Annotated in this window: 18 protein-coding genes and 1 pseudogene; 7 read left to right on the forward strand and 12 right to left on the reverse strand. The window is 73.7% G+C overall.

Annotated elements, in window-relative coordinates:
• Nucleotides 1-95: 95 nt before the first annotated feature.
• From ACFVQ3_RS06925 to ACFVQ3_RS06940, 4 genes are all read right to left on the reverse strand, one after another.
• Nucleotides 96-4,700, reverse strand: coding sequence for a metallophosphoesterase (locus tag ACFVQ3_RS06925; protein WP_387636749.1), 4,605 nt, complete (start codon nucleotides 4,698-4,700; stop codon nucleotides 96-98).
• A gap of 212 nt (nucleotides 4,701-4,912) precedes the next feature.
• Nucleotides 4,913-5,587 (reverse strand): histidine phosphatase family protein, encoded by a 675-nt coding sequence (locus tag ACFVQ3_RS06930; protein ID WP_387636751.1) that lies wholly within the window; start codon nucleotides 5,585-5,587, stop codon nucleotides 4,913-4,915.
• 127 nt (nucleotides 5,588-5,714) lie between these two features.
• The gene (locus tag ACFVQ3_RS06935) at nucleotides 5,715-6,326 is read right to left on the reverse strand and encodes a hypothetical protein (protein ID WP_387636754.1); all 612 of its coding nucleotides are present in this window, start codon (nucleotides 6,324-6,326) and stop codon (nucleotides 5,715-5,717) included.
• Between the two features lie 81 nt (nucleotides 6,327-6,407).
• Entirely contained in the window at nucleotides 6,408-7,316 is a 909-nt protein-coding gene (locus ACFVQ3_RS06940) for an NAD-dependent epimerase/dehydratase family protein (protein ID WP_387636757.1), read from the reverse strand.
• 111 nt (nucleotides 7,317-7,427) lie between these two features.
• On the opposite strand from ACFVQ3_RS06940, the gene ACFVQ3_RS06945 reads away from it, so the two are divergent.
• Nucleotides 7,428-7,805 (forward strand): winged helix-turn-helix transcriptional regulator, encoded by a 378-nt coding sequence (locus tag ACFVQ3_RS06945; protein ID WP_387636759.1) that lies wholly within the window; start codon nucleotides 7,428-7,430, stop codon nucleotides 7,803-7,805.
• A gap of 9 nt (nucleotides 7,806-7,814) precedes the next feature.
• On the opposite strand, the gene ACFVQ3_RS06950 is transcribed toward ACFVQ3_RS06945, so the two are convergent.
• From ACFVQ3_RS06950 to tmk, 3 genes and pseudogenes are all read right to left on the reverse strand, one after another.
• Nucleotides 7,815-8,555 (reverse strand): hypothetical protein, encoded by a 741-nt coding sequence (locus ACFVQ3_RS06950; RefSeq protein WP_387636762.1) that lies wholly within the window; start codon nucleotides 8,553-8,555, stop codon nucleotides 7,815-7,817.
• A 17-nt stretch (nucleotides 8,556-8,572) separates the two neighbouring features.
• Nucleotides 8,573-9,709, reverse strand: a complete 1,137-nt coding sequence (locus tag ACFVQ3_RS06955) for a DNA polymerase III subunit delta' (protein ID WP_387636764.1) — start codon at nucleotides 9,707-9,709, stop codon at nucleotides 8,573-8,575.
• A 194-nt stretch (nucleotides 9,710-9,903) separates the two neighbouring features.
• Nucleotides 9,904-10,524 (reverse strand): annotated as a pseudogene (gene tmk / locus ACFVQ3_RS06960) (dTMP kinase); the annotation flags it as partial.
• 67 nt (nucleotides 10,525-10,591) lie between these two features.
• Here tmk and ACFVQ3_RS06965 point away from each other — a divergent pair.
• A complete protein-coding gene (locus ACFVQ3_RS06965; protein WP_387636767.1) occupies nucleotides 10,592-11,323 on the forward strand; it encodes an HAD-IA family hydrolase in 732 nt (243 codons plus the stop codon).
• Nucleotides 11,324-11,330: 7 nt separating this feature from the next.
• On the opposite strand, the gene ACFVQ3_RS06970 is transcribed toward ACFVQ3_RS06965, so the two are convergent.
• Nucleotides 11,331-12,437, reverse strand: coding sequence for a hypothetical protein (locus ACFVQ3_RS06970; RefSeq protein ID WP_387636769.1), 1,107 nt, complete (start codon nucleotides 12,435-12,437; stop codon nucleotides 11,331-11,333).
• Nucleotides 12,438-12,503: 66 nt separating this feature from the next.
• On the opposite strand from ACFVQ3_RS06970, the gene ACFVQ3_RS06975 reads away from it, so the two are divergent.
• Nucleotides 12,504-12,971: a GNAT family N-acetyltransferase gene (locus ACFVQ3_RS06975; protein WP_387636771.1), complete on the forward strand. Its 468-nt coding sequence runs from the start codon at nucleotides 12,504-12,506 to the stop codon at nucleotides 12,969-12,971.
• 1 nt (nucleotide 12,972) lies between these two features.
• Here ACFVQ3_RS06975 and ACFVQ3_RS06980 read toward each other — a convergent pair whose 3' ends face one another.
• Nucleotides 12,973-13,458, reverse strand: coding sequence for a MarR family winged helix-turn-helix transcriptional regulator (locus ACFVQ3_RS06980; protein ID WP_387636774.1), 486 nt, complete (start codon nucleotides 13,456-13,458; stop codon nucleotides 12,973-12,975).
• 88 nt (nucleotides 13,459-13,546) lie between these two features.
• Between ACFVQ3_RS06980 and ACFVQ3_RS06985 the strand changes: the two genes are divergently transcribed.
• Nucleotides 13,547-13,771 (forward strand): hypothetical protein, encoded by a 225-nt coding sequence (locus ACFVQ3_RS06985; RefSeq protein WP_387636776.1) that lies wholly within the window; start codon nucleotides 13,547-13,549, stop codon nucleotides 13,769-13,771.
• Between the two features lie 121 nt (nucleotides 13,772-13,892).
• On the opposite strand, the gene ACFVQ3_RS06990 is transcribed toward ACFVQ3_RS06985, so the two are convergent.
• The 3 genes from ACFVQ3_RS06990 to ACFVQ3_RS07000 form a co-directional block, all read right to left on the reverse strand.
• On the reverse strand, nucleotides 13,893-14,987 hold the full coding sequence (locus ACFVQ3_RS06990; protein ID WP_387636778.1) for a Gfo/Idh/MocA family protein: 1,095 nt from the start codon (nucleotides 14,985-14,987) through the stop codon (nucleotides 13,893-13,895).
• A gap of 216 nt (nucleotides 14,988-15,203) precedes the next feature.
• A complete protein-coding gene (locus ACFVQ3_RS06995) occupies nucleotides 15,204-16,238 on the reverse strand; it encodes a Gfo/Idh/MocA family protein (RefSeq protein WP_387636781.1) in 1,035 nt (344 codons plus the stop codon).
• A gap of 69 nt (nucleotides 16,239-16,307) precedes the next feature.
• A complete protein-coding gene (locus ACFVQ3_RS07000) occupies nucleotides 16,308-17,927 on the reverse strand; it encodes an Ig-like domain-containing protein (protein WP_387636783.1) in 1,620 nt (539 codons plus the stop codon).
• A 185-nt stretch (nucleotides 17,928-18,112) separates the two neighbouring features.
• Between ACFVQ3_RS07000 and ACFVQ3_RS07005 the strand changes: the two genes are divergently transcribed.
• The 3 genes from ACFVQ3_RS07005 (at nucleotide 18,113) to ACFVQ3_RS07015 (ending at nucleotide 22,813) form a co-directional block, all read left to right on the forward strand.
• Nucleotides 18,113-18,925: an ABC transporter ATP-binding protein gene (locus tag ACFVQ3_RS07005; RefSeq protein ID WP_387636786.1), complete on the forward strand. Its 813-nt coding sequence runs from the start codon at nucleotides 18,113-18,115 to the stop codon at nucleotides 18,923-18,925.
• A complete protein-coding gene (locus tag ACFVQ3_RS07010) occupies nucleotides 18,925-21,507 on the forward strand; it encodes an ABC transporter permease (protein ID WP_387636789.1) in 2,583 nt (860 codons plus the stop codon). The genes ACFVQ3_RS07005 and ACFVQ3_RS07010 overlap by 1 nt, the downstream gene beginning before the upstream one ends.
• Nucleotides 21,508-21,667: 160 nt before the next feature.
• The gene (locus ACFVQ3_RS07015; RefSeq protein WP_387636791.1) at nucleotides 21,668-22,813 is read left to right on the forward strand and encodes a glycerol dehydrogenase; all 1,146 of its coding nucleotides are present in this window, start codon (nucleotides 21,668-21,670) and stop codon (nucleotides 22,811-22,813) included.
• Nucleotides 22,814-22,948: the final 135 nt, after the last annotated feature.

Below are 22,948 nucleotides of genomic sequence, written 5' to 3' on the forward strand. Positions count from 1 at the left end.
CGCCGTCGCGTGGGTTCTCTCCGGCAGGGGTGACGGCCCGACGGCGCCGCTCGCCTCTGGGGTGAGCGGCGCCGTCGGGCGTGGGGCGGGCGGTGCTACCGCTCGGTGCCCTCGGTGCTCTCTGGCGCGGCTGCCGCGGCGGCGCCCGTGCGCCGGTTGCGCGCGACGAGCACGCCGCCGCCCGCGACGAGCAGCAGCGCGAGCCCGACGAGGAGGCCCACCTGGGTCCCGGTCGCGGGCAGACGGGGGCCGAGGCCACCGCCGGTCCCGTCGGTGCCGGACCCTGCGCCCGGGTCGCTCGTCGAGCCACCGGCACCCGCACCACCCGCACCGCCTGCGCCACCCGTGCCACCCGTCGGCCCGCCGTCGCCGTCACCACCTCCGGTGACCTCGGCGAAGTTCACCAGGTACACCTCGGAGGAGTCGGTGCCGCCGTACGGGTCGGCGGTCACGACGTACCAGCCGTGCTCGCCCGCGCCGGGACGCTGCCACGTCGCGGACAGCTCGGTGCCGCTCTCGACGTCGTCGAACTCGGCGATGGACCGCGTCATGAGGACCTCGGCCGTGAAGGCGTCCGACGTGAGGGTCTTGGTCCGTGGCTCGATCCCGAGCGCGGCGTACGGGATCACGAAGTCCTGGTGCTCGGGGGCGAGCGACGGGTCGTCGGACCCGTACCGGTCGAGGTACGGCGAGTACGTCCGGGCGTGGATCGTGCGCCCCTGGTTGTCGAACTGGAGGAGGCGCAGGAACGACTGACCGCCCTCGGGGAGTCCCTGGTAGTCGAAGAGGATCTGGTGGACCGAGCGGTCGGTCACGCCGTCGCCGTCATCGTCGAAGTCGTCGACCCGCGTGAACGCGTCGTGGTAGTGACCCGAGAAGACCATCTTGACGTTCGGGTTGGTCGCCACGACCTCGTCGTAGATGCGCTGCGGCACGGGGCCCAGGCCACCGGTCGTGAGCATGTACTCGTGCAGGTTGATGATCGCCTCGCGCTCGGGGTAGCGCGCGAGGACCTCGTTCATCCACGCGATCTCGGCGTCGCCCGGTCCCCAGCCCATGTAGAGCATGAGGAAGTCGATGCCGCCCGCGGTGACGAGGTCGTAGTGCCCGCGGTTGTCCTGGTAGGAGCCGCCGTACCAGGGGTTGGCCGCGTAGCGGGCCTCGCCGAAGAGCTGCGAGTACGGCCCGTAGTCGATCTCCTTGTGGCCCACGTCGTGGTTGCCCGCGAGCACGCCGTACGGCAGGTCGGCGTCGTCGAGCATCGAGTACGCCGCGTCCGCGTTGGCCCACTGGTGGGGCTGGGTGTGGTTGTCCACGATGTCGCCCGTGTGGAACACGTACTGGAGGTTGGTCGCCGCGCGCTGGTCCAGGAAGTAGTCGTGGATGTCGAGCTGACGGTCGTAGTAGGAGTCGTTGTAGTACTGGGTGTCGGACTCCCAGCCGAGCGTGAAGTCGTAGGACGAGCGCGGCGTGTCCTCGGGGTGGTTCGGGGTCACGGGCGTCTCGCGCGTCGAGAGGTCCTCGCCCGCGAAGCCCTCGGAGTGCTGCACGAGCACCGTGAGGACGCCGTCCCGCGCGTGGTCCTTCGCGGGGACGGTCGCCGAGAGGGTGAACGCCTCGGGCTCGGTCGCCCCGGCAGCGGTGACGTGCCGGTCGACCTCGTCCCAGCCGCCCGTCGCGGTGTTCAGGACGTACAGGAGCACCTTGGCGTCGGCGTTGGCCGACCCGTCCCAGGTGAGGCGGGTCGCGTAGTCCTCGCCCGCGTCCTCGGGGATCGTGACCTGGTAGGTCCGGTAGGGGAACTGGGAGTCGGAGGCCGTGGTCGCGCCGTCTGCGCGTGCCGCGTCCTTGGCGCGGGCGCCGGGCCCGGGCTGGGCGAGCGCGGCGTCGGCGGCGACTCGCGTCGTGCCCGACGACGTCACGACCGCCGCGTCCTCGTCGTCGAGCCGGTAGCCCTCGCGGAACGAGACGTCGAGCCGGTCGCCGCTCGGGTCGGTGACCTTGGCACGCAGCTCGACCTCGTCGCCCTCGACGGTCGTGCCGCCCGCAGGCGAGACGGCCTCGGAACCGGGGTTCTCGACCGGGGTCGTGAAGGTCACGGTCCGCTCGCTCAGGTTCCCGACGACGTCGCGCGCCGTCAGCGCGAAGGTGTGCTCGCCGTCGGGCAGGACGAGCGACGACGTCGCGTACGGGAGCGCGACCCCCTGGCCGTCGAGCGTCGCGGTGAGCGACGCGAGCCCCGAGCCCGCGTCGGTCGCGGACGCGTCGAGCGTGAACTCGCCGCGGTAGTCCGTGCCGTCCACGGCGTCGGTCGTGATGACCGGGCTCGTGTTGTCGACGACCACGCCGGCCCGCGCGGAGTCCGTGCCGTCGGTCGCGGCGACCGTGTGCTCGCCGTCGGCCACGGCCGCGGTGTCCCAGGAGTACGACACCGCGGTGAAGGCGTCGTCCGGGAGCGTGAAGCGGGCGTCGAAGAAGTCGAGCTTGCCGACGCTGTCCCCCATCTGCAGGACCGTGGTCGGGTCGTCGTACCCGGCGGGGCGCAACGTGCGACCGTCGGGCAGGACCAGGCGCAGGTTCTTGATCTGGAAGTCGTCGTTGTTCTCGTCGGGGTCGATCTCCGGGGCGGCCTTGGTGCCCGCGTAGACGCTCACGACGAGCTCGTCGCCCTGGCGCACCATGCGCAGCGGGACGTCGGTCGCGATCGTCTCGTAGCCCTCGTAGATGCCGTCGTCGAAGATGTTCAGCACCTCGCCGCCCGACAGCACGCCGTTGCGGAAGAAGGTGTTGACGCCGCCCGCCTCGAACGCGAAGACAGGCTCGGCCTCGAGCGCCGGGGCGACGGGGGTGACGCTCGCGCCGTCGATCGTGAGAGACAGCGGGCTCGGGTAGGTGGCGCCCGCGGCCGCGACGGACGTCGTGCCCGTGACGAACTCGCCCTCGGTCACGCTCAGGCGCACGGGCGCGGTGTCGACGCCTGTGATCGCGACCCGGCGCGGGGCCGTGCGGGTCTCGTGCGTGCCGTCGGACGCGACGAGCACGTACTCGTACCAGCGCTTGCCCGTGAGGTCGGCCGGGTGGATCGCGTGCCGGAACGCCGTCCGGGCACCGGACCCGTCGGCGGCGAGGCCCGCCGCCAGGTCGATCCGCTGGTAGTCGGCGTCGACGTCGCTGCGCAGCAGCAGGCGCACCGAGCGCACCTGGACGTCGTCGGTCACGGTCGCCTCGACGGCGAGCTCGTCGGCCGGGTCGACCTGCGCCGGGGTCGCGTCCGTGACCGTCGGCGCGACCGTGTCGGCCGGGACCTCGACGGGCACGGCGGGCTTCTGCGCGGCCGAGACCGCGCCGGGAGTCGCGGCGCTCACGCCGATCTTGCGCTGGACCATGGCGTCGGCCGCGTCGGCCGCGTACTGGATGCCCCGGTCAGCGACCGGGTCCTTGGCGCCACCCAGGTTGTAGTAGGCACGGTTGAGCGCGAAGCCGGTACGGGTCGTGATCTCCAGCCCGCGCGGCGACCCGTTGGCCATGCCGCCCGAGTGGATCTCCACCAGGTCGGTCCCGGCCACCAGGTGCGTGCCGAACTTCGCGTTGAAGTCGGCCCCCGTCAGGTGGTCGTTCTGGCCGTTCTTGACCCACAGCACGAGCGTCCCGCCCGCGGGGACGACGACGTCGCCCGGCACGGCCGGCCACTCCACGACCTGGCTGTTGGTCAGGTCGTCGAGCGGGTAGAGGTAGTTCAGCGTGTAGTCGTCGAAGTCGACGGGGGTGCTCGACGCGTTGTACAGCTCGACGAACTCGTAGCCGTCGCCCGTACCGACGTTGGACGAGTCGGGCAGCAGCTCGGTCACCTGCAGGTGCGCGCCGTTCCCGGGAGCGGGCTCGGTCGTGGGCGGGTCGGTCGGGGTCTCGCTCGGGCCGGGCGTGGGCTCGACCGGCTCGGTCGGCTCTGTCGGCGTGCCCGTCGGCTCGGGGCTGGGCTCCGGGTCGGGCGTGACGGGCGGGACCAACGCCTCGGGCGCGACGACCCCCGGCGACGGGACGCCCTTCGCCTCGAGCAGCCCCGCCGACGCCGCACCCTCGCCCGGCACCCGGAAGTGCACCGTGCGCCCGGCTGCGACGGACCCGGCCGAGTAGAACGACCAGGTGGGGGACGCGCCGTCGGGCCCGAGGACCCGGATGCCGCGGTCCCCGCCGTTGGCCATGCCCGCCTGGCCGCTCACACGCACGAGCTGGTAGTCGCTCGCGGTGGCGCCCGCGGCGGCGTAGTGGTCGCGGAAGTCCTGCTCGGTGCGGACCGAGGTGTCGACGTTGCCCGACGTGTAGTCGAGCCACAGGACCACGGCCTGCCCGGCCGGGACGACCGTGCCCGCCGGGACGCTCAGCGGCACGTCGCGCGAACGGTCGTCCGAGTCGGCGTACGTGTAGGCGAGCCCGATGCCCGCGGCCGTCAGGTCCACCGGGGCGTCCGAACGGTTGAAGAGCTCGACGTACTCGAAGTCGTCGACGCCGGTGTTGTCCGGGGCGAGCTCGGAGACGAAGAGCGGGAACGGCGTGCTCGTGGCGGCCCGGGGCAGGGCCGACGGTGCCGCGAGCGCCGCCGCCGGTGCGCCGGCCGACGCGGTCACCGCGGTGCCGACGGCCGTCGTGAGGCCGATCGACACCACGGCGACGCAGCCGGTGAGTCGTCTGGTCAGGGACATGCGGGTTCCTCCGGTCTTTCCCGGTCGTGGGGGTTCCGTCGGACCGTAGGAAACCGGTGTGAACCGGAGGTGGCCCGACATGTCGGGTACCTGAACGACGGGTGACCGAGGCACCTGTTCCGGGGCAGGAGTGACGCACGCCTCACACGGCGATGGGTGTGGCGGGCGCGCGGTGGGCCCGTGGCGGGCGCCGACCGTGCGCCCCGACGGCCTCAGGCGGACACGGGAGCCGCCACCGGGGCAGGCCGCGCAGCGAGCGATCCGTGCCCCGCGACGTCGATCCCCGCGGCGACGACGCGCGCGACACCGTCCGTGACCTCGACCGTCGAGACCGAGGCGTTGGGCAGCGCGACGAGCCCGGCCGGGTCGATCGTCGCGAGCATCGCGCCGAGCGTCAGCCCGTGGCCCACGACGAGCACGTGCTCGTCACGGTCCGCGCCCGGGCCGGCCGCGTCGTCGTGCGCGGCGACGATCCGCCCGAGGACCGCCCGGACACGCGTCATGAACTCCGCGCCGGGCTCACCCCCGCCGATGCCCGGGTGGGTACCCGCGAGGACTGCGGGCACGAGGGTGCTCCACGGGACGACCGCGTCGAGCTCCCGCTCGGGCCGTCGCTCGAAGGTGCCGAAGGACAGCTCGCGCAGGTCCTCGTCGACCGACAGCCTCAGGTCGGGGTGGTGGCGCAGGATCTCGATCGCCGTGAGCACGGCGCGGCCCTGGGGCGAGGAGTACGCGGCGTCGAAGTCGTGGCGCGAGAGGTGCTGCGCCGTGACGCGCACCCCTGCTCGGCCCGTCCGCGTGAGCGGCGAGTCGCACGCACCCTGGAGGAAGCGTCGCGAGTTGAGGACGGTCTGGCCGTGGCGGACGAGCGTCAGTGTGAGGGTCATCGTCGAAGTGCCCTTTCCGGTGGTCCGGTGCGTTGTCGCTCGCGACGCTAGCGACGCCGTCCCACGGCTCGGCGACGTCCACGGGTCCCCTGCGCGACGATCGGATGAACGTCGCGCGGCTTCCCCGTCAGTCACGCCCCCGACGCGACGCCCTCCGCAGGGCCGGGACCACGAACGTCACGCCGATCCCCGCGACGATCCATCCCCACCCGAGGTCCGGGGAGGCGGGGGCCAGGACGTCCGAGAGCCCGGCGTCGGCGAGGCGCACGAGCGTCCCCTGCTCCTGGGCGACAGCGGGCAGGACGCCCACCGCGACGAGCGCGATCCCGAGCCAGCGGGCCGTCGCCGTGCCGTCGAGAACCGCGCGCGCTCCTCGGGGGCCGCGCCGCGCGAGCAGATAGGTGAGGAACAGCGCCACGCCGACGAGCGCGAAGAACGCGATCAGGTCGATCTTGTCGAGGGGGCGGTGGAGGTAGACGTCGGTCCAGGGCATGGTCTGCCCCAGGACCGACGTCACCTCGATCTCGTCGGTCCCGACCTCCGTGGCACCGGTGACCTTGGCGGCGTCGACCACGCGCACGTCGACCGGCCCGACGTCCCGGGTGAATCCGTTGACCAGGTGGACCAGCGCCAGCGCCCACGCGATCACGGCGCCCGTCAGGGCGAGCGCTCCGGCCTTGTACTCGTCGCGACGGGAGTCGCGGCGGACGGACCCCCTGGGGGAACCGCTGTCGGTCATGGTCTCGCTCTCGTCACGGGGAAGGTCGCCACATCCTCCCGGAGGGCCGGGGCCACGTCCAGCCCCGGCCCTGGGTGCGCCTCAGCGCGTCGCGGGGGCCGGGGTGTAGCTCCCGGCCTCGAGCTCCTGCGTGAGCGACGGCCGCGTGGGCGACCAGCCCGCCGCGCGCGAGCGCGTCGTGGTGACGGCGCGCTGGTCGAGCAGCAGCGCGTCGGCGAAGGGCGCACCGAGCCGCTCGCGGGTCGCGTCGTCGCTCTCCGGCCCGACGGCGCCGCCCAGCCCGGCAGCACGGCTCGCGGCCCGCGCGAGGTCGGCGACCGTGGCGCTCTCGTCGCCCGTACCGAGGAGGCGCCCCGTGAGCCCCTGCTCGAGCGCGAGCACGTAGAGCTCCGCGAGGTCGTCGACGTGCACCGTCGCCCATCGCTGGGTGCCGCTGCCGACCAGGGTGAGCACGGCGCCGTCGGGGCCCGTGCGCGGGGCTCCGGCGAGCAGGGCGGGGATGCCTCCCCCGTGGCCGTGCACGACGCCGGGGACGACGACCGAGGCGACCACGGCACCCTGGGCTGCGGCTGCGAGGAGGCGCTCCTCGATCGGGACGCGCCACGCGACGATCGCGGGCGGGTCCAGGGGCGAGTCCTCGGCGATCGCGCCGTTGTTCCCGTAGACCCAGACGCCACCCGTGTGGACGAACGGCCTGGTCGTGCCGTCGAACGTCGCGAGGACCGCGTCGACGACCGAGGTGTCGATCGCCGGGCTCGTGCCGTCGCCCGCGGCCGCGGCATGCACCGCGGCGTCGGCGCCCGCGAGGAGACCGCCGACCACGGAGGAGTCGGTGAGGTCGGCGACGACCGCGGTCGCGCCCGCGTCCTCGACCGTGCGCGCAGACCCCTCGCTGCGGACGAGCGCCGTCACCTCGTGCCCGCGCGCCGTGAGAGCGGCCAGCACCGCGGACCCGATGTACCCCGTGCCACCCGTGAGCAGAACCTTCATGTCAGCCTCCTCGAACCCACCCCTGCGGGGTGCCGGCGACGCCGAGCGCGTCGCGATGAGGGGGACAGTATCCAACGGGTACCAATGACTTCAACGTGCCATTATTACCTCATGGATACTGTTGCGGTCTCGGTCGTCGACGTCCCCGACGTGTTCTCGCCGGCCTGCCCCTCGCGGCTCGTCGTCGAACGCCTCGGCGACAAGTGGACCCTGCTCGTCCTCATGGCGCTGCGGCCCGGCGTGCTGCGCTTCGGGGAGCTCCGCGACAAGATCGGCGCCGTGACCCCCAAGGTCCTCACGCAGACGCTGCGCTCGCTCGAACGCGACGGGATCGTGACCCGCACCGTCTACGCCGAGGTCCCGCCCCGGGTCGAGTACACGCTGACCGACCTGGGCCGCTCCCTGCTCGAGCCCGTCGACGCGATCCGCGCCTGGTGCGAGGTCAACGGCGACCGCATCGCCGCAGCGCGCGCGGCGTCGGCGGTCTGAGGCCGGACCTCAGCCGAGCGTGAGCCAGGCGTCGTCCGCGAACACGTCCCCCGGAACCTGCCACGGGGCAGCGGGTGGAACCCACCCAGCCATCGTCCGCACGGCGTCCAGCACACCGGTCAGTTCACGGGCGGCATCGGTGCCCTCGGTTCCCACGACGGCTGAGAGCACCAGCATCACGGCCGAGACGGCAGGGTGTGGCGGCTCTGACCCGGCGAAACGAGACCGGGAGAGCAGGTCGAGCAGAGCGGGGAGACGACCACGGATGTCCGTCTCCATGCCGCCCGTCCCGCACGCCGCCACGCACCGAGCGTGCAACCGACCGAGACCGTCAGCGAGTCGCTCCCTGCCCTCGGCTTCCGGGGCAAGGGGCGAGACGTCCGGCCACAGCAGCTCGTCGAGCGGCGCCTCGGCGAAGAGGTGCGGGATCCAGTCCGACGGGACGGCCGGGGCCGGGGGGACGATGACCGCCGGGAACAGCATCGCGGGGGCGAGCACGAGCTCGTCGACCGGCAGCGGTCGGGTCGAGGCGGCCATGGCCCTCTCGGAGGCATACCGAACGTCGAGGAGCGAGGCCTGACCCGACTCGACCAGGTCCGCGACGAGGCTGCCCACGGTACGAGCCCTGCGCTCGGACGCTCTGCCTGCCGGCCAGGACGCGGCGACGAGCGCCGTGGGGACACCGTCCGTCGAGTACGGACCGCCGACGAGCAGCGAGAGCGCCAACCGCCGCAAGCCCTGCGTGGGCACCGGCTCCCCCACCCTGCTCAGCCCTGCGGGCGCAGCGCGATCGCCATGGCCTCGAGCGCGAGCAACGGTGCCACGTTGCCCCCGAGCCGCTCGCGGGCCACGCCGATCGCGTCCATGCGGCGCACGGTCTGCTCGGGCGTCGAGTCCTCCGCGAGCGCCTGCACGGTCTCCGCGAGCTCGGCGTTGACGAGGTCCACCTTTGCCCCGAGCTGCACCACGAGCACGTCGCGGTAGAGCGAGAGCAGGTCCAGCATCGACCGGTCCAGGACGTCGCGCTGGTGACGGGTCGCGCGACGCTTCTGGTCCTTCTCGAGGTCGGTGAGCTGGGACCGGAGCCGCGGCGGCATGGTCCCTCCCGGCTCGACCCCCAGGGCGCGTAGGAGCTCGGCCTTCTCGATCGCGTCGCGCTCCTCGGTCGCAGCCTTGGCCTCGGCCTGCGCAACCTCGACGAGCTCGCCCGCGGCGACGACCGCGTCCCCTACGCCACGGATCCTGCGTGCGAGCGCCAGCACCGAGGACCTGCGCTCGCGCGCCTTGCCGTCCCTGGCCAGGCGCCGGGCGAGGCCGATGTGGCTCTGCGCAGCGCGCGCCGCTGCCTCGGCGACGACCGGGTCGACGCCGTCACGCGCGACGAGGAGTCTCGCGACGGCCTCGACCGGGGGGACCCGCAGCGCGACGCCCCGGCAGCGCGACCGGATCGTCACCAGGACGTCCTGCGGGCTGGGCGCGCACAGGACCCAGACCGTGCGGGGCGGCGGCTCCTCGATGGCCTTGAGCAGGACGTTCGTGGTCCGCTCGGCCATGCGGTCGGCGTCCTCGACGATGATGACGCGCCAGCGACCCTGCGACGGGCGCCGGCTGGCGACGCCGACGAGGTCACGGACCTCGTCGATCGCGATGGTCACCTTCTCGGTCGCGACGATCGTCACGTCGGCGTGCGTGCCCGCGAGGGTGGTCGTGCACGCCTGGCACACGCCGCACCCGCCCTGCTCGCACTGCAGCGCGGCGGCGAAGGCCCGGGCCGCGTTGGAACGCCCCGATCCGGGCGGGCCCGTCAGGAGCCACCCGTGGGTCATTGCCGCCGGGTCGGTCGCTGCGGCCGAGAGCATCTCGACCGCGTGCTCCTGCCCGACGACGTCGTCCCAGACCGTCACGGCGCGCCCGTCCCGGCGGCGCCGACGGTCCCCGTCGTGGCCTTGCCTGCGGAGGGGCCGGGCGCCGGGTGCGTCACGGGGCGCGTGACGGGCAGGTCCGCGAGGTCCGGGGCGTAGCCGATCGCCGAGTCGGAGTCGTCGAACCCGTCGTCGGGCAGGGCCTCGACCGTGTCCTCGGCCTCCTCGACCACGGGCGTGAGCTCGAGCCGGGCCGCGAGGTCCACCCGGATCTGGGCCTGGATGTCCTCGATCGACGCGGTCGCGTCGATCACGACCCACCGCTCGGGGTCCGCCGCTGCGCGGGACAGGAACGCCTCGCGCGTACGCCGGTGGAAGTCGAGCCCCGCGCTCTCGAGGCGGTCGGGCTTGCCCTGGAGCCGCTCGGCGGCGACCGCGGGGTCGAGGTCCAGCAGGACGGTCACGTGCGGCATGAGCCCCTGCACCGCCCACAGCGAGATGAGCTCGACCTCGTCGACGCCCAGCTCACGCCCCCCCGACTGGTAGGCGACCGACGAGTCGAGGTAGCGGTCCGTGACGACCACGGCGCCGCGCTCGAGCGCGGGCCTGACCAGGTGCGCGACGTGGTGCGCACGGTCGGCCGCGTAGATGAGGGCCTCGGTGCGGGCGTCCATGTCGCGGCCGTGCAGCACGGCCTGACGCAGCTCGACGCCCAGCTCGGTGCCCCCGGGCTCACGCGTGAGAACGACCTCACGGCCGGTCAGCTCGCCCAGCCACTCCCCCAGGAGGCGGGACTGGGTGGACTTGCCGACGGCGTCGCCGCCCTCGAACGAGATGAAGTAACCGGGTGTGCTCACGCGCCCACGATAGTCGGGCCGCCTGACACGGGACGGGTCGCGTGATGCGGCCGGTAGCCTCGGTGGCATGCCCGTCCTCCCCGCACCCGGCCCCGACGTTCCCGACTCCCCTGCGCTCCCGAGCCCGGGCGTCGCGTTCGCGGGGCGCACGTTCGACGCGATCCTGTTCGACATGGACGGCACCCTGATCGACTCGGTGCCCGCGGTCGACCGGAACTGGCGCCGGTGGGCGCACGAGTACGGCCTGGCGGACGCGGACACGTTCCAGATCGAGCACGGCACCCCGGCCAGGACGTTCATCGCGCGCCTCCTGCCGGCAGACCTGGTCGAGGAGGCGTACCACCGCATCCACGACCTCGAGCTCCACGACACCGAGGGTGTGCGCATCCTGCCGGGCACGGTCGACGCGTTCGCGTCGCTCCCCGCGACGCGTCAGGCGATCGTCACGTCGTGCACGCGCCCGCTCGCGGCGGCGCGCATCAGGGCGTCGGGCCTCGTGCCTCCTGCGGTCGTGGTCACGGCCGACGACGTCGTGCACGGCAAGCCCGACCCGGACCCGTTCCTGCTGGGCGCCGAGCGGTTGGGTGTCGACCCGGCGCGCTGCCTCGTGGTCGAGGACGCCCCGGCCGGGGTCGCTGCGGGCCGGGCGGCGGGATGCGCGGTGCTCGTGGTCGAGGGCACGCACACGCTCGCCCAGCTCGCGGGCGCTCCCGTGCCTCCCGACGCGGGTGCGAGCGGGCTCGACCGGGTGCGCTTCGCCGTCGGGCAGGACGGGGCGATCCGCGTCACGGACGCCTGACGCGGACCTACCCCTCGGCCAGCGCCGCGACCCCTCGCCGGATCGCGAGCACGGTCGCCCCCGCGACGAAGTAGTCCTCGTCTGAGCCGCTGCGCACGTCGCGCACGGCTCGCCGCAGTCGCTCGGTCGTGTCCCGGGCACGGTCGAGCACCTCTGGTTCCGCGTGCGCTCCCGCCGCGGACCGCACGGCGTCGGCGTACGAGCGCAGGGCGTCGCGCACGAGGGGTCGCAGGGGCTGGCCGAAGGCGAGGTCGTCGCGGTCCTGCCTCTCCCACCCGGTGACGAGTCGCGTCAGGTCCCCGACGACCGACGACGTGACGCCCAGCGCGCTCGCCCGGGACCCCTGAGCCCGGGTCGTCTCGGCGTACCGGCGGGCGCGGCGGTTGATGCGGGCCGACTCTCGCGCCTGCTCGGCGGACCGTTGCGACCGGTCGACCACGGGCCCGAGGAGCAGGCGGCGCTCGTCCCACTCCTCGGGAGAGGGCGCGACGTCGCCGTCGAGCCCGTCCGCGAGGTGGTCGAGCTGGTCCGCGAGCGCCTCCTTGAGCCGGTCGAGGTCGACGTCGGACGCCGCGAGCGGCAGCGGCGGGAAGAGCAGGTTGATGCCGATCCCGACCAGCGCCCCGACCAGGACGAGGCCGACGTACGCCCCCATGTACCCGACCTTGTCCGCGTTCCCGATGATGAGGACGAACAGCGCCGAGGTCACGGCCCACGACCCCATGTCGCCCAGGAGCCCCCACCCGGCGACGAGGATCGCCACGGCGACGACGAGCGCGATCGAGAGCGCGCTCGGGGCGAGGACGAGGTCCACGCTGCGCGCCACGAGCGCCCCGACGACGATCGCGCCGACCGCCTGGAACGACTCCCGGACGGACCGGGCCACGGTGCTCGTGGTCGCGACGACGGCCCCGAGCGGCGCGTAGTACGGGTAGTCGGAGAAGGGTTCCGGCAGCACGATCCCGACGACCCACGCGACCGCGGCCGCCACGGCGCCGCGCACGGCCATGGCCCACCGGGGGTGCAGGTGCCACTGGCGGAGGGCGGCGGCGGCCAGGCCGCGCGCCCGGGCCGCCCGGGGAGCCCTGGGGGCGGAGATGCTGGGGGAGGTCATCGCGCCACCCTAGGCAGGGCGTGGGCGTCGTCGCAGGGGCAGGCTCCGGGTGGGTACGGTGTGGCCGTGACGACGACCTGGCGGGTGCGCCCCGTCCTCCTCGACGACGAGCACGAGTGGCTCGACCTGTACGCGGCCTACCGCGCGTTCTACGAGATGCCCGCGGACGCGGCGCGGGACCGGCTGGTCTGGTCCTGGCTGCACGACGACGCCTCGGGGGTCCGCGGTCTGGTCGCCACGGACGGGACGCGCCTCGGCGGGATCGCGGTGCTGCGGACGTTCGAGCGCCCGCTCGACGGGTCGCACGGGTGCTGGCTCGACGACCTGTTCGTCGCCGAGGCGGCGCGGGGGGCCGGGGTCGGGCGCCTGCTGCTCGGGGCCGTCGGGGTGCACGCCGGTGACCTGGGGGCGAGCGTCGTGCGGTGGATCACGGACCCGGCGAACGCCACGGCCAGGCGGCTCTACGACTCGGTCGCGACGGCGACCCCGTGGGTCACGTACGACATGTCGCCGGGGACGGTCGTGGAGGCCTGAGCTAGATCACGCCGGTGCGCAGCGCGGCGGACACGACCTTCGAGGCTGCGGCGTGGACCTCCATGAGCTCGTCGAGGGTCAGGCCTGTCGCGGCGGTGATGGCGGGCGGCACCTTCTCGGCCTGGGTGCGGAGCTCGCGCCCTGCTGGGGTCAGCGTGACGTCGACGACGCGGCCGTCGTGCTCGTTGCGCGAGCGCGTGAGGTACCCCGTGGTCTCGAGCCGTCGCACGAGCGGTGAGAGCGTGCCGGGGTCGAGGTGCAGCCGCTCGGCGAGGGACGTGGCCGTGGTGCGCTCGCCAGCCGCGGCGTCCTGCCAGAGCGCGAGCATCACGAGGTACTGCGGGTGGGTCAGGCGCAGGGGTTCGAGCAGCGGCTTGTACATGGCGACCATCGCGCGGGCACCTGCCGACAGCGCGAAGCAGACCTGGGACTCGAGCGCGAGCGGGTCGGTGCCGGGCAGCGGGGCGCTCTCGATCGAGGTGGTCATGTCGTCATCGTAGCCAGTTCTCCCCTATGCTTGGTACACCAATCATTGGTGCACCATCTACTTGCACCGTTCTCGAGAGGAGAGGCGCATGGCCGACAAGCAGCGACGACGCCCCCTGGGCCTGCGCATGACCGAGACGTTCCTGCCGATCTTCGGACCCGCGCAGGTCGGGAAGCAGGGCTCCGCCGGACGTGGCGTCTCCGCAGCCGAGGCCGAGCGTGACCGCGAGCTCAAGACGCGCTTCGAGTACGTGACGGGCCCTGACGGCCGCAGCTACGTCGTCGAGCACACGGACGAGCCCTCCGCCGGCTGACCTGCGCCGCCGAGAACGGGTTGGAGGTCGCCCAGCCCGTCAGGACGACCTCCAACCCGTTCTCGACCCCGGGCGGAGTCGGCAGCCCGGTCCGAGGCGGCCCCCGGTCAGGCCACCCGGGTCACTCGCCCGGGTAGACCACGCCCGTCTGGCGGCGGATCTCGTCCATGGTCCGCATGACGTCGAGCGTGCCCTGCCACGTCATGCGCGGGCTCTCCGTCAGCCCGGCCTCGAGGCAGCGCGCGACCTCGGCAGCCTGGTACTGCTTGCCCTCGCCACGGAAGCCCTCGTAGCGCCACTGCGCGCCGTCGTGCCGGACCACACGGAACGACGTCGGGGCGTAGAACGTGCCCTCGATCTCGATGCGTCCGGCCGTCCCGGAGATCGACGCCACGTTGGGCGTCTGCGACCACAGCGTCGTCGACAGCGTGGCCATGGCACGGCCGTGGCCGAGCGTGATGCCGAGCTGGCCGTCGACCCCCGTCTCGGTCAGCGCACCGACCGCGGTGACCGACGACGGCGCGCCCAGCACGTCGTGCGCGAACGACACGGGGTACACCCCCAGGTCGAGCAGCGCGCCGCCCGCGAGGTCGGGCGCGTAGAGCCGGTGCTCGGGGTCGAACGGGAAGAACTGCCCGTGGTCGGCGGTGACGTTGACGATCTCGCCGATCTCACCGCGCGCGATCACGCCGCGCAGCGCCGCGACGTGCGGCAGGAACCGCGTCCACATGGCCTCCATGACGAACACGCCGGCCGCCCGTGCGGCGTCGAGGATCTCGCGCGCCTCGGCCTCGTTGCGCGTGAACGCCTTCTCGACGAGGACGTGCTTGCCCGCGGCGATGGCCAGCAGCGCGTGGTCCCGGTGGTGCGAGTGGGGCGTGGCGACGTACACGACGTCGACCTGCGGGTCCTCGACGAGCTCGGTGTAGTCGGCGTGCGTGGTGTGGATGCCGTGCTCGGTCGCGAAGCGCTCGGCCCGGACGCGGTCGCGCGAGCCCACGGCCACTACGCGGGCGCGCGTGTGGTCGCGCACGGCCTCGGCGAACGACCCGGCGATGTTCCCGGCACCGAGGATCCCCCAGCGGACGGTGGGCGCGGTCCGGGGATCGGGCACGACGCCGGAGATCACCTCGGGCAGGTCGGCGGCGGTCGCGACGAGGTCGGGCAGGGAGACGGGCTGGTCGGTCGGTGCCGCGGTGCGGGCGTCGTTGCTCATGAGTTCACGCTAACCCCGTGAGAGCGGTGCCACTGGGTAGTGCCCGAGGTGTGGTCGCGCGGCGCCCAGGCGGGCCCTCGCGCCGAGGACGAGGTTCCGCGCGGTCGAACACCGTGATCGAGGTCGTCCCGACCGCCGGAACGACCTCAAGGCCGTTCTCGGCACGGCCGTTCTCGGCACGGCCGTTCTCGGCACCGCCGTTCTCGGAACCGGTGCTCACTCCCCCGGGTAGACGACCCCCAGCTGCGCACGCACCAGGTCCATGACCCTCATCAGGTCGAGCGTGTCCTGCCACGTCATGCGCGGGCTCTCGGTCAGGCCCTCCGCGAGGCAGCGCGCGACCTCGGCCGCCTCGTACTGCTTGGCCCCCGTCGCGTACCCGTCGTACTCGCGCCGCGCCCCGTCGGCCCAGACCACGCTGAACGTCGTGGGCACCATGAACCGGTCGACGACCTCGATCCGGCCGCCCGTGCCCGCGACCACGAGCGACGTCGCCGACTGCGCCAGGACCGACGACGAGAGCGTGGCCGTGGCCCGGTCGCCGTACCGCAGCACCACGGTCGACTGGGCGTCCACCCCGGTGGGAGCCTGCAGACCGACGGCCGTGACGTCGTCGGGCATGCCCAGGAGGTCCGTCGCGAACGCGAGCGGGTAGATCCCGATGTCCAGCAGCGCGCCGCCCGCGAGCTCGGGCGCGAAGAGCCGGCTCGCCGGGTCGTACGCCGCGTTCGAGCCGTAGGACGCCGTGACCGACCGGACCTCACCGATCTCCCCCTGCGCGATCAGGGCCCGGATCGCGGCGACGTGCGGCAGGTGCCGCGTGAGCATGGCCTCCATGACGAACACCCCGGCCAGCCGTGCGGCGTCCAGCACCTCGCGCGCCTCGGCCTCGTTGCGCGTGAACGCCTTCTCCATGAGGACGGGCTTGCCCGCCGCGACCGCTAGCAGCCCGTGGTCGCGGTGGTGCGAGTGCGGGGTCGCGACGTAGACGACGTCGACGTCGGGGTCCGCGACGAGGGACTCGTACGAGCCGTGCACGGTCGCCGACGGCGCGTGCCGCTGCGCGAAGTCCCGCGCGCGGCGCTCGTCGCGCGACCCCACGGCCGCCACGTGCCCCTGTGTGAAGGCCCGCACCTCGTCGGCGAACGACCCCGCGATGTTCCCCGCGCCGAGGATCCCCCAGCGCACGGGCGGGGCGTCGCCCGGGTCGGGCACGGCGTCGAGCACGTTCACCACTGCGTGAGAGACCATGCGCCCACGCTACTGCGGCCCTGGGGCGGACCGGCCGGTCCGTCCCAGGGCCGCAGCCTCGTCAGGTCGTCAGGAGCTCGACCCCCGACGACGCAGCGCCACGAGCGTCAGGCCCGTGCCGACCAGCAGGGCGGCCGCACCGGCGGCCAGGCCGACCGTCGCGCCGGTCGTGGCGAGCGCGCCGCGCGCGGGCTTCTTGGTCGCCTTGACCGTCGGTGCCTTGGTCGGCGGGACGACCGACGCGGGCGGCGTGACGGGGGGTACCGTCGTCGGGGGCACGGTCGTGGGAGGCGTCGTCGGGGGGACCGGCGGGGCCGGCGGCTCCACCGGGGTGACGGGGTTGTCGAGCGCGACCTCGACCACGCCCTCCGCACCGACCGTGACCTGCGCGCCACCCTCGACGGGTGTCACTCCCTCGCCCGAGAACACGGGCTCGCCCCAGGTCACGCCGTCGATCGCGGCGGGCGAGACCTCGCTCAGCGTCACGACGGTCCCTGCGGCGAGGCCGGGGATCGTGACCGTCTCGCCGTCGGTCACCGTGAGGCTGCCCGACGTCGTCGCACCGTTCCGGTCCGTCGTGTAGTCGACCGTGAACCCGGTGCCCGCCGGGACCGACGCCGCACCCTCGCCCGTGACGTGCTTGGTCAGGCGGAGCTCGCCGTTGCCGTCGCCGTTGCCGTCGCCGCCGGCGGCCGCGTACTCGAGGACCCGCTGGTCGTCCCAGCCGGTGCTGCCCTGGACCTTGTTGGCGAACGTGTCGCCGTCCTGCACGCCCGTGGGCAGCGACATCCGGTACGTGAAGATGTACATGCGCGAGCCGTCCGTGACGGGGTCGACGAACGTCAGGTCGAACGACGAGCCGGCCACGTTCGGGGTGTAGGCGTAGCCGGTCCCCGGGCTGAGGCGCACCGCGCTCGAGCCGTAGTCACCGTTGTTCCAGTCGGCCAGCGGGACGTACGCGACGGCGAGCGAGTCGTCGCGCATGGTCAGCCGCGGGTCGTACGTGTCGGTCACGACGACGGGGCCGCCGGCCGACGCGGCCAGGAACTCGCTCGGCACGTAGACCTCCCAGACGGCGGTCTTGCCGTCCGTGCTGACCCAGCCGCCCTTGACGGGCTCGGTCGGGGCGGACCAGCCGCTCCCGGGGATGACCTCACCGCCCGGCACGGGCACCTGGATCACCATGTCGTTGCCCGTGGTGAACGTGAACGTGCCCCCCTCGCCCACGCTGCTGACCTGCGCGTAGAAGAACAGGGTGCCGTGGACGTTGCTCGCGGTCTCGACGTACGAGCTGAGCGTGCACGCGAAGCCGTCCTGGGTGACGTCGCACGTGCCGACGACCGCGCCGCCGGGCGTCTTGAGGTCGAACGTCTGCGCGAACCCGGTCACGCGGGGCGAGTCCGGGAAGCTCAGCGTGAACGTGTCGCCCGCGTGCGAGCCGTCGGGCACCGCCCACGTCGCCTCGATCCGCAGCGACTGCCACAGGTGGACCTCGTCCAGGGGCTGGGTGATCGTGACCGTCTTGATGGCGTCGAGCTCGGCGGCGGACGCCGTGCGGGGCATCGCGACGACGCCCACGAGCACGAGCAGGGCCGCGAGCGCCGTCGACAGCAGGCGCCACGCGAGCGTGGGGGGCGCGGCGAGCACCGCCGCGTGCCGGGGGGATCCGGCCGGTGTGTGGTTCGTCATGATGGGCTCCTCGGGTGGTTCCCGGCGGGCAGGGGGGGTCGAGCCGTCGGGTCGCACGGGCGGGTGGTCCGTGGTATCTGGGAGGACCACCCCGCATCGGCGTCCTGACGCCAGATCCGCGGATGTGTCGCACGTCACCCGCCCCAGGGGCCACGATGGAGACATTCCGACCGAAGGGAGCCCCGATGGAGCCCGCCCCGTCCTCGTCCGGCCCGCCCGCGACCCGCACCGGGGGCGGACCCGTGCCCGCGCTGCCCCCGACCGCGCCTCCCGGGACCGCCGCGTGGGCGCGTGACCTCGTCAAGACGTACGGCCAGGGCGAGACGGTCGTGCGCGCGCTCGACGGCGTCGACGTCGACTTCCGTGCGGCCGAGCTCACGGCGATCATGGGGCCGTCCGGCTCGGGCAAGTCGACGCTCATGCACTGCATGGCGGGTCTGGACTCCCCGACGTCGGGTCGGGTCGTGATCGACGGGACCGAGGTGAGCCGCCTCTCGCAGCGGCGCCTCACCGCGCTGCGGCGGACCCGGATCGGGTTCGTGTTCCAGTCGTACAACCTGGTCCCGACGCTCACCGCGGCGGAGAACATCACGCTCCCCCTCGACATCGCCCGCGCCCCCGTGGACCGGGCGTGGTTCGACGAGGTCGTGGGTGCCGTGGGCCTCGGCGACCGCCTGCACCACCGGCCGTCGGAGCTCTCGGGCGGTCAGCAGCAGCGGGTCGCGTGCGCGCGCGCCCTGGTGTCGCGGCCGTCCGTGGTGTTCGCCGACGAGCCCACGGGCAACCTCGACTCACGGTCGTCCGCGGAGGTCCTGGGGTTCCTGCGGCGGTCGGTCGACGAGCTGGGGCAGACGGTCGTCATGGTCACGCACGACCCACGGGCGGCCTCGTACGCGCACCGGGTCCTGTTCCTCACCGACGGGCGGATCACGGCCGACCTCGCGGCCCCGACGCGGCGCGACATCCTCGACGCGCTCGGGCAGGCGGAGGAGGACTGATGCTGAAGGTCGCGCTGCGCGGGGTCCGGGCGCACCTCGTCCGCTTCCTGCTGTCGGCGCTCGCGGTGATGCTCGGGGTCGCGTTCGTCGTGGGGACGTTCACGTTCCGGGCGATGCTGTCCTCGACGTTCGACGAGATCATCGCGACGACGCTCGTGGCAGACGTCTACGTGCGCGGGGCCGAAGAGATCGACGACTCCACGACCGCGGGCAGCACCTTCGGGACGCCGCACTCCCCGGTCCCGGTCTCGCTCGCGGACACGGTCGCGGGGGTCGACGGCGTCGCGCGGGCCGTGCCCGACGCGTCCGGCCCGATCGTCCTCGTCGCGGCGGACGGCACGGCCGTCACGACGTCGGGGCCGCCGAGCATCGGGATCGCGGTGGGTCCCGACGAGCCGACCGTGACGCTCGCGAGCGGCGCGTGGCCCGTGGGCCCTGCGGAGATCGCCCTGGAGGAGAGCGCCGCGTCGGCGGCCGACCTGACCACGGGCGACACGACGACGGTGGTGCTCGCGGGCGCGCCCCAGCCCGTCACGGTCACGGGGATCTTCGCGATCCAGGCGGCGGCCGCGGGCACGATCCTGGTCGGCCTCGATCCGGCGACCGCGCTCGCTACCTACGCCCCCGACGGCACGGTCCCCACGATCTCGGTCTACGCCGCGGGCGACGTGTCCGAGCAGGTGCTCGCCGACCGGGTCGCGAAGGTCGTCCCGGCGGGCACCGAGTCCCTCACGGGCGAGGCCGTGCGCGAGGAGGCACGCCAGCAGGTCGAGCAGATCCTGGGCTTCATCGAGACGTTCCTGCTGGTCTTCGCGGCGATCGCGCTGTTCGTGGGGACGTTCATCATCGCCAACACGTTCGCGATGTCGGTGCGCGAGCGCCAGCGCGAGTTCGCGCTGCTGCGCGCGCTCGGGGCATCGCCCGCGCAGGTGTTCGCGTCGATCCTGGCGCAGGCGGTCGCGGTCGGGCTGCTCGGTGCCGCGACGGGCGTGGTGCTGGGCCGGGTCCTGGTCAGCGGTCTGCGCGCGGTGTTCGGCTCGACGGGCATGGAGCTCTCGGGGCGCGTGCCGCTGAGCGCGACCTCGGTCGTGGTCGCGATCTCGCTGGGCGTCCTGGTGAGCGTGGTCGCAGCCGCGGTCCCGGGCCGCCGTGCAGCCCTCACTCCCCCGGTCCAGGCCATGCACGACGACGTCGCACCGGACCGCGGGACCGGCACCCGGGCGGTGGTCGGGCTCGTGCTGACGGTGCTCGGCGCGGGGCTCCTGGTCCTGGCCTCGCGGCTCGGCAGCTCGGCCTCGGCCGACCCGACCGGGTGGGCCCTGGTCGACGACCTCAACCCGCGGGTCCTGCTCGCGGTCGGCGCGAGCGCGGCCCTCGTGGGCGTCCTGGTCCTGTCCCCCGCGATCGCCGGCGCCGTGATCACGGTGCTCGCCGTACCGGCGGTGGCGGCGATCCGCCCGCTCGGCCGGCTGGCGCGCGGCAACGTGACACGCAGCCCGCGCCGCACGTCCAACACCGCGGGGGCGCTGCTGATCGGGATGGCGCTCGTGAGCGCGACCGGGGTCATCGCGGCCTCGACGCAGGCCTCGGTCCGGTCGATCGTCGACGAGCAGATGCGGGCCGACTACGTGGTCCAGGGTGCTGCGGCCACGGGCGCGCTCCCCCCGGGGGTCACCGATGCCGTGACCGGGCTCCCCGCCGTCGGGCAGGCGCTTCCCCTGCGGCTCGGGACGCTCGACGTCGACGGCAAGCCCAGCGTGGCCACGGTCGTGCCGCCCGGGTTCTTCACCGAGGGCCTCGACGCGCCCGTGGTCGAGGGAGACCCGGACCGGGCCCTCGTCGACGGCGAGGCGGTGGTCCGTCGGACCGCGGCGCGTGACGAGGGCTGGGAGGTCGGCGACTCCCTGACCCTGACGAGCGACGACGGCACCCGGACGCAGGACGTGACCGTCGGGGCGATCATCGACACCCAGGTGATCTCGTCCGACGTGGTGCTCTCCGACGCGACGTACGCGGACGTGGGCTCCGCCGAGATCCCGACGTACGCGGTGTACGTCACGGCCGCCCCGGGCACCTCGGCCACGGAGCTGCGCGCCGCGCTCACCGACGCGGTCAAGCCGTTCCTCGTCGTCTCGGTGCTCGACCGCGAGGAGCTCGCCAACGCGGCCGCCGCCCAGGTGGACCAGGTGCTCGTGATCCTCTACGCGCTGCTGGGGCTGTCGATCGTCATCGCGCTGCTGGGCATCGTCAACACGCTCGCGCTGTCGATCATCGAGCGCACGCGCGAGATCGGGCTGCTGCGGGCCGTGGGGCTCGGGCGCCTCCAGCTCGCGGGCATCATCACGATCGAGTCGGTCCTGACCGCCGTCTACGGGACGGTCCTCGGTGTGCTGACCGGGATCGCGATCGCGGCCGCCCTCCCGGGGGTCCTGGCCGAGCAGGGCCTCACGAGCCTGGCGATCCCCTGGGGTCAGGTCCTCGCGGTCCTGGGGCTCGCGGTCGTGATCGGTCTCGTCGCGAGCGTCTGGCCGGGCATCCGGGCCTCGCGCCTACCCGTGCTGGAGGCCGTCACGGTCGACTGACGCAGCACGTCCCGGACGGTGGGCCGACGACGGACGTCACACGGCCCCACCGGGCGGTCGGTCACGCCTCGGCATAGCGTCGAGGTGTCGACGGCCCACGCGGAGCGACCCTCCGCGCAGGTCCGGCGACGGCCCTGTCCAGCACTCCGAGGAGGTCCCCATGTCCGAGGTCCCGATCCGCACCCTCATCAGCCCCCTGCGCTACGTGCAGTCGCGCGGCGCGCTGTCCCGGCTCGGTGAGTTCGTCGCCCCGATCGGTACCAAGCCGCTCCTGGTGGCCGACGACGTGGTCTGGGAGATCGTCGAGGACACCGTCGCCGAGTCGTTCCAGGCCGCGAACCTGCGCCGCGAGCGCGAGGGCTTCGGCACGTACGCGACCGCGACCGCCGTCGACCACCTCGCACGGCGCATCCGCGAGAGCGGCGCCGACGTGATCGTGGGTATCGGCGGCGGCAGCACGATCGACGCGGTCAAGGCCGCTGGGCACCTCGAGGGCATCCGGTGGGTCTCGGTCCCGACCGTCGCCTCGACCGACGCGCCCTGCTCCGCGCTGTCCGTCATCTACACCGAGGACGGGGCGTTCGAGGAGTACCGCTTCTTCCCGCACAACCCCGACCTGGTCCTCGTGGACACCCAGCTCGTGGCTAACGCGCCGGTGAGGTTCCTCGTCGCCGGCATCGGTGACGCGCTCGCCACCTGGATCGAGGCGCGTGCCGTGGCGAAGGCCAACGCGACGACCATGGCGGGCGGCCTGCCCCTCATCACGGGCACCGCGCTCGCCGAGCTCTCCTGGAAGATCCTGTGGGAGAACTCGCTGCCCGCGATCGAGGCCGTGAAGGAGCACCTCGTCACGCCCGCGGTCGACGCCGTCGTCGAGGCGAACACCCTGCTGTCCGGGCTGGGCTTCGAGTCGGGCGGCCTCGCGGCGGCCCACGCGATCCACAACGGGCTCACGGCCGCGCCGCAGACCCACGGCCTCACGCACGGCCAGAAGGTCAACATCGGCTCGCTGACCCAGCTCGTGCTGGAGGGCGCGCCGTCGCAGGAGATCCGCGACTTCGTCGAGTTCACGACGCGCGTCGGGCTGCCCAACACGCTCACCGAGATCGGCCTGACGCCGGCCGACGTGGGCGACCTGCGCCGTGTCGCCGAGGCCGCGACCGCCCCGGGCGAGACCATTCACGCGATGCCGTTCGAGGTCCGCGTGCCCGAGCTCGTCGACGCGCTGCGCTCGATCGAGGGCCTGTCGCGCGCGATCCGCGCGGACGCGGGCCTCCCGGAGCCCGTGAGGTACACGCACCACTGAGAGTCGGCCCGCTACCCCGTCGCCTGCCGGCCGAGGTAGACCCGTGTGGGGGGGGGTTTACACCCGGGGGGGTAACAACCCGCCACCGGGGGAACACGGGCGAAGTGGCGGGGCCGCCCCCGCGCCCCGGCCCCC

The organism is Oerskovia sp. NPDC057915, assembly GCF_042887685.1.
Classification (GTDB): Bacteria; Actinomycetota; Actinomycetes; order Actinomycetales; family Cellulomonadaceae; genus Oerskovia.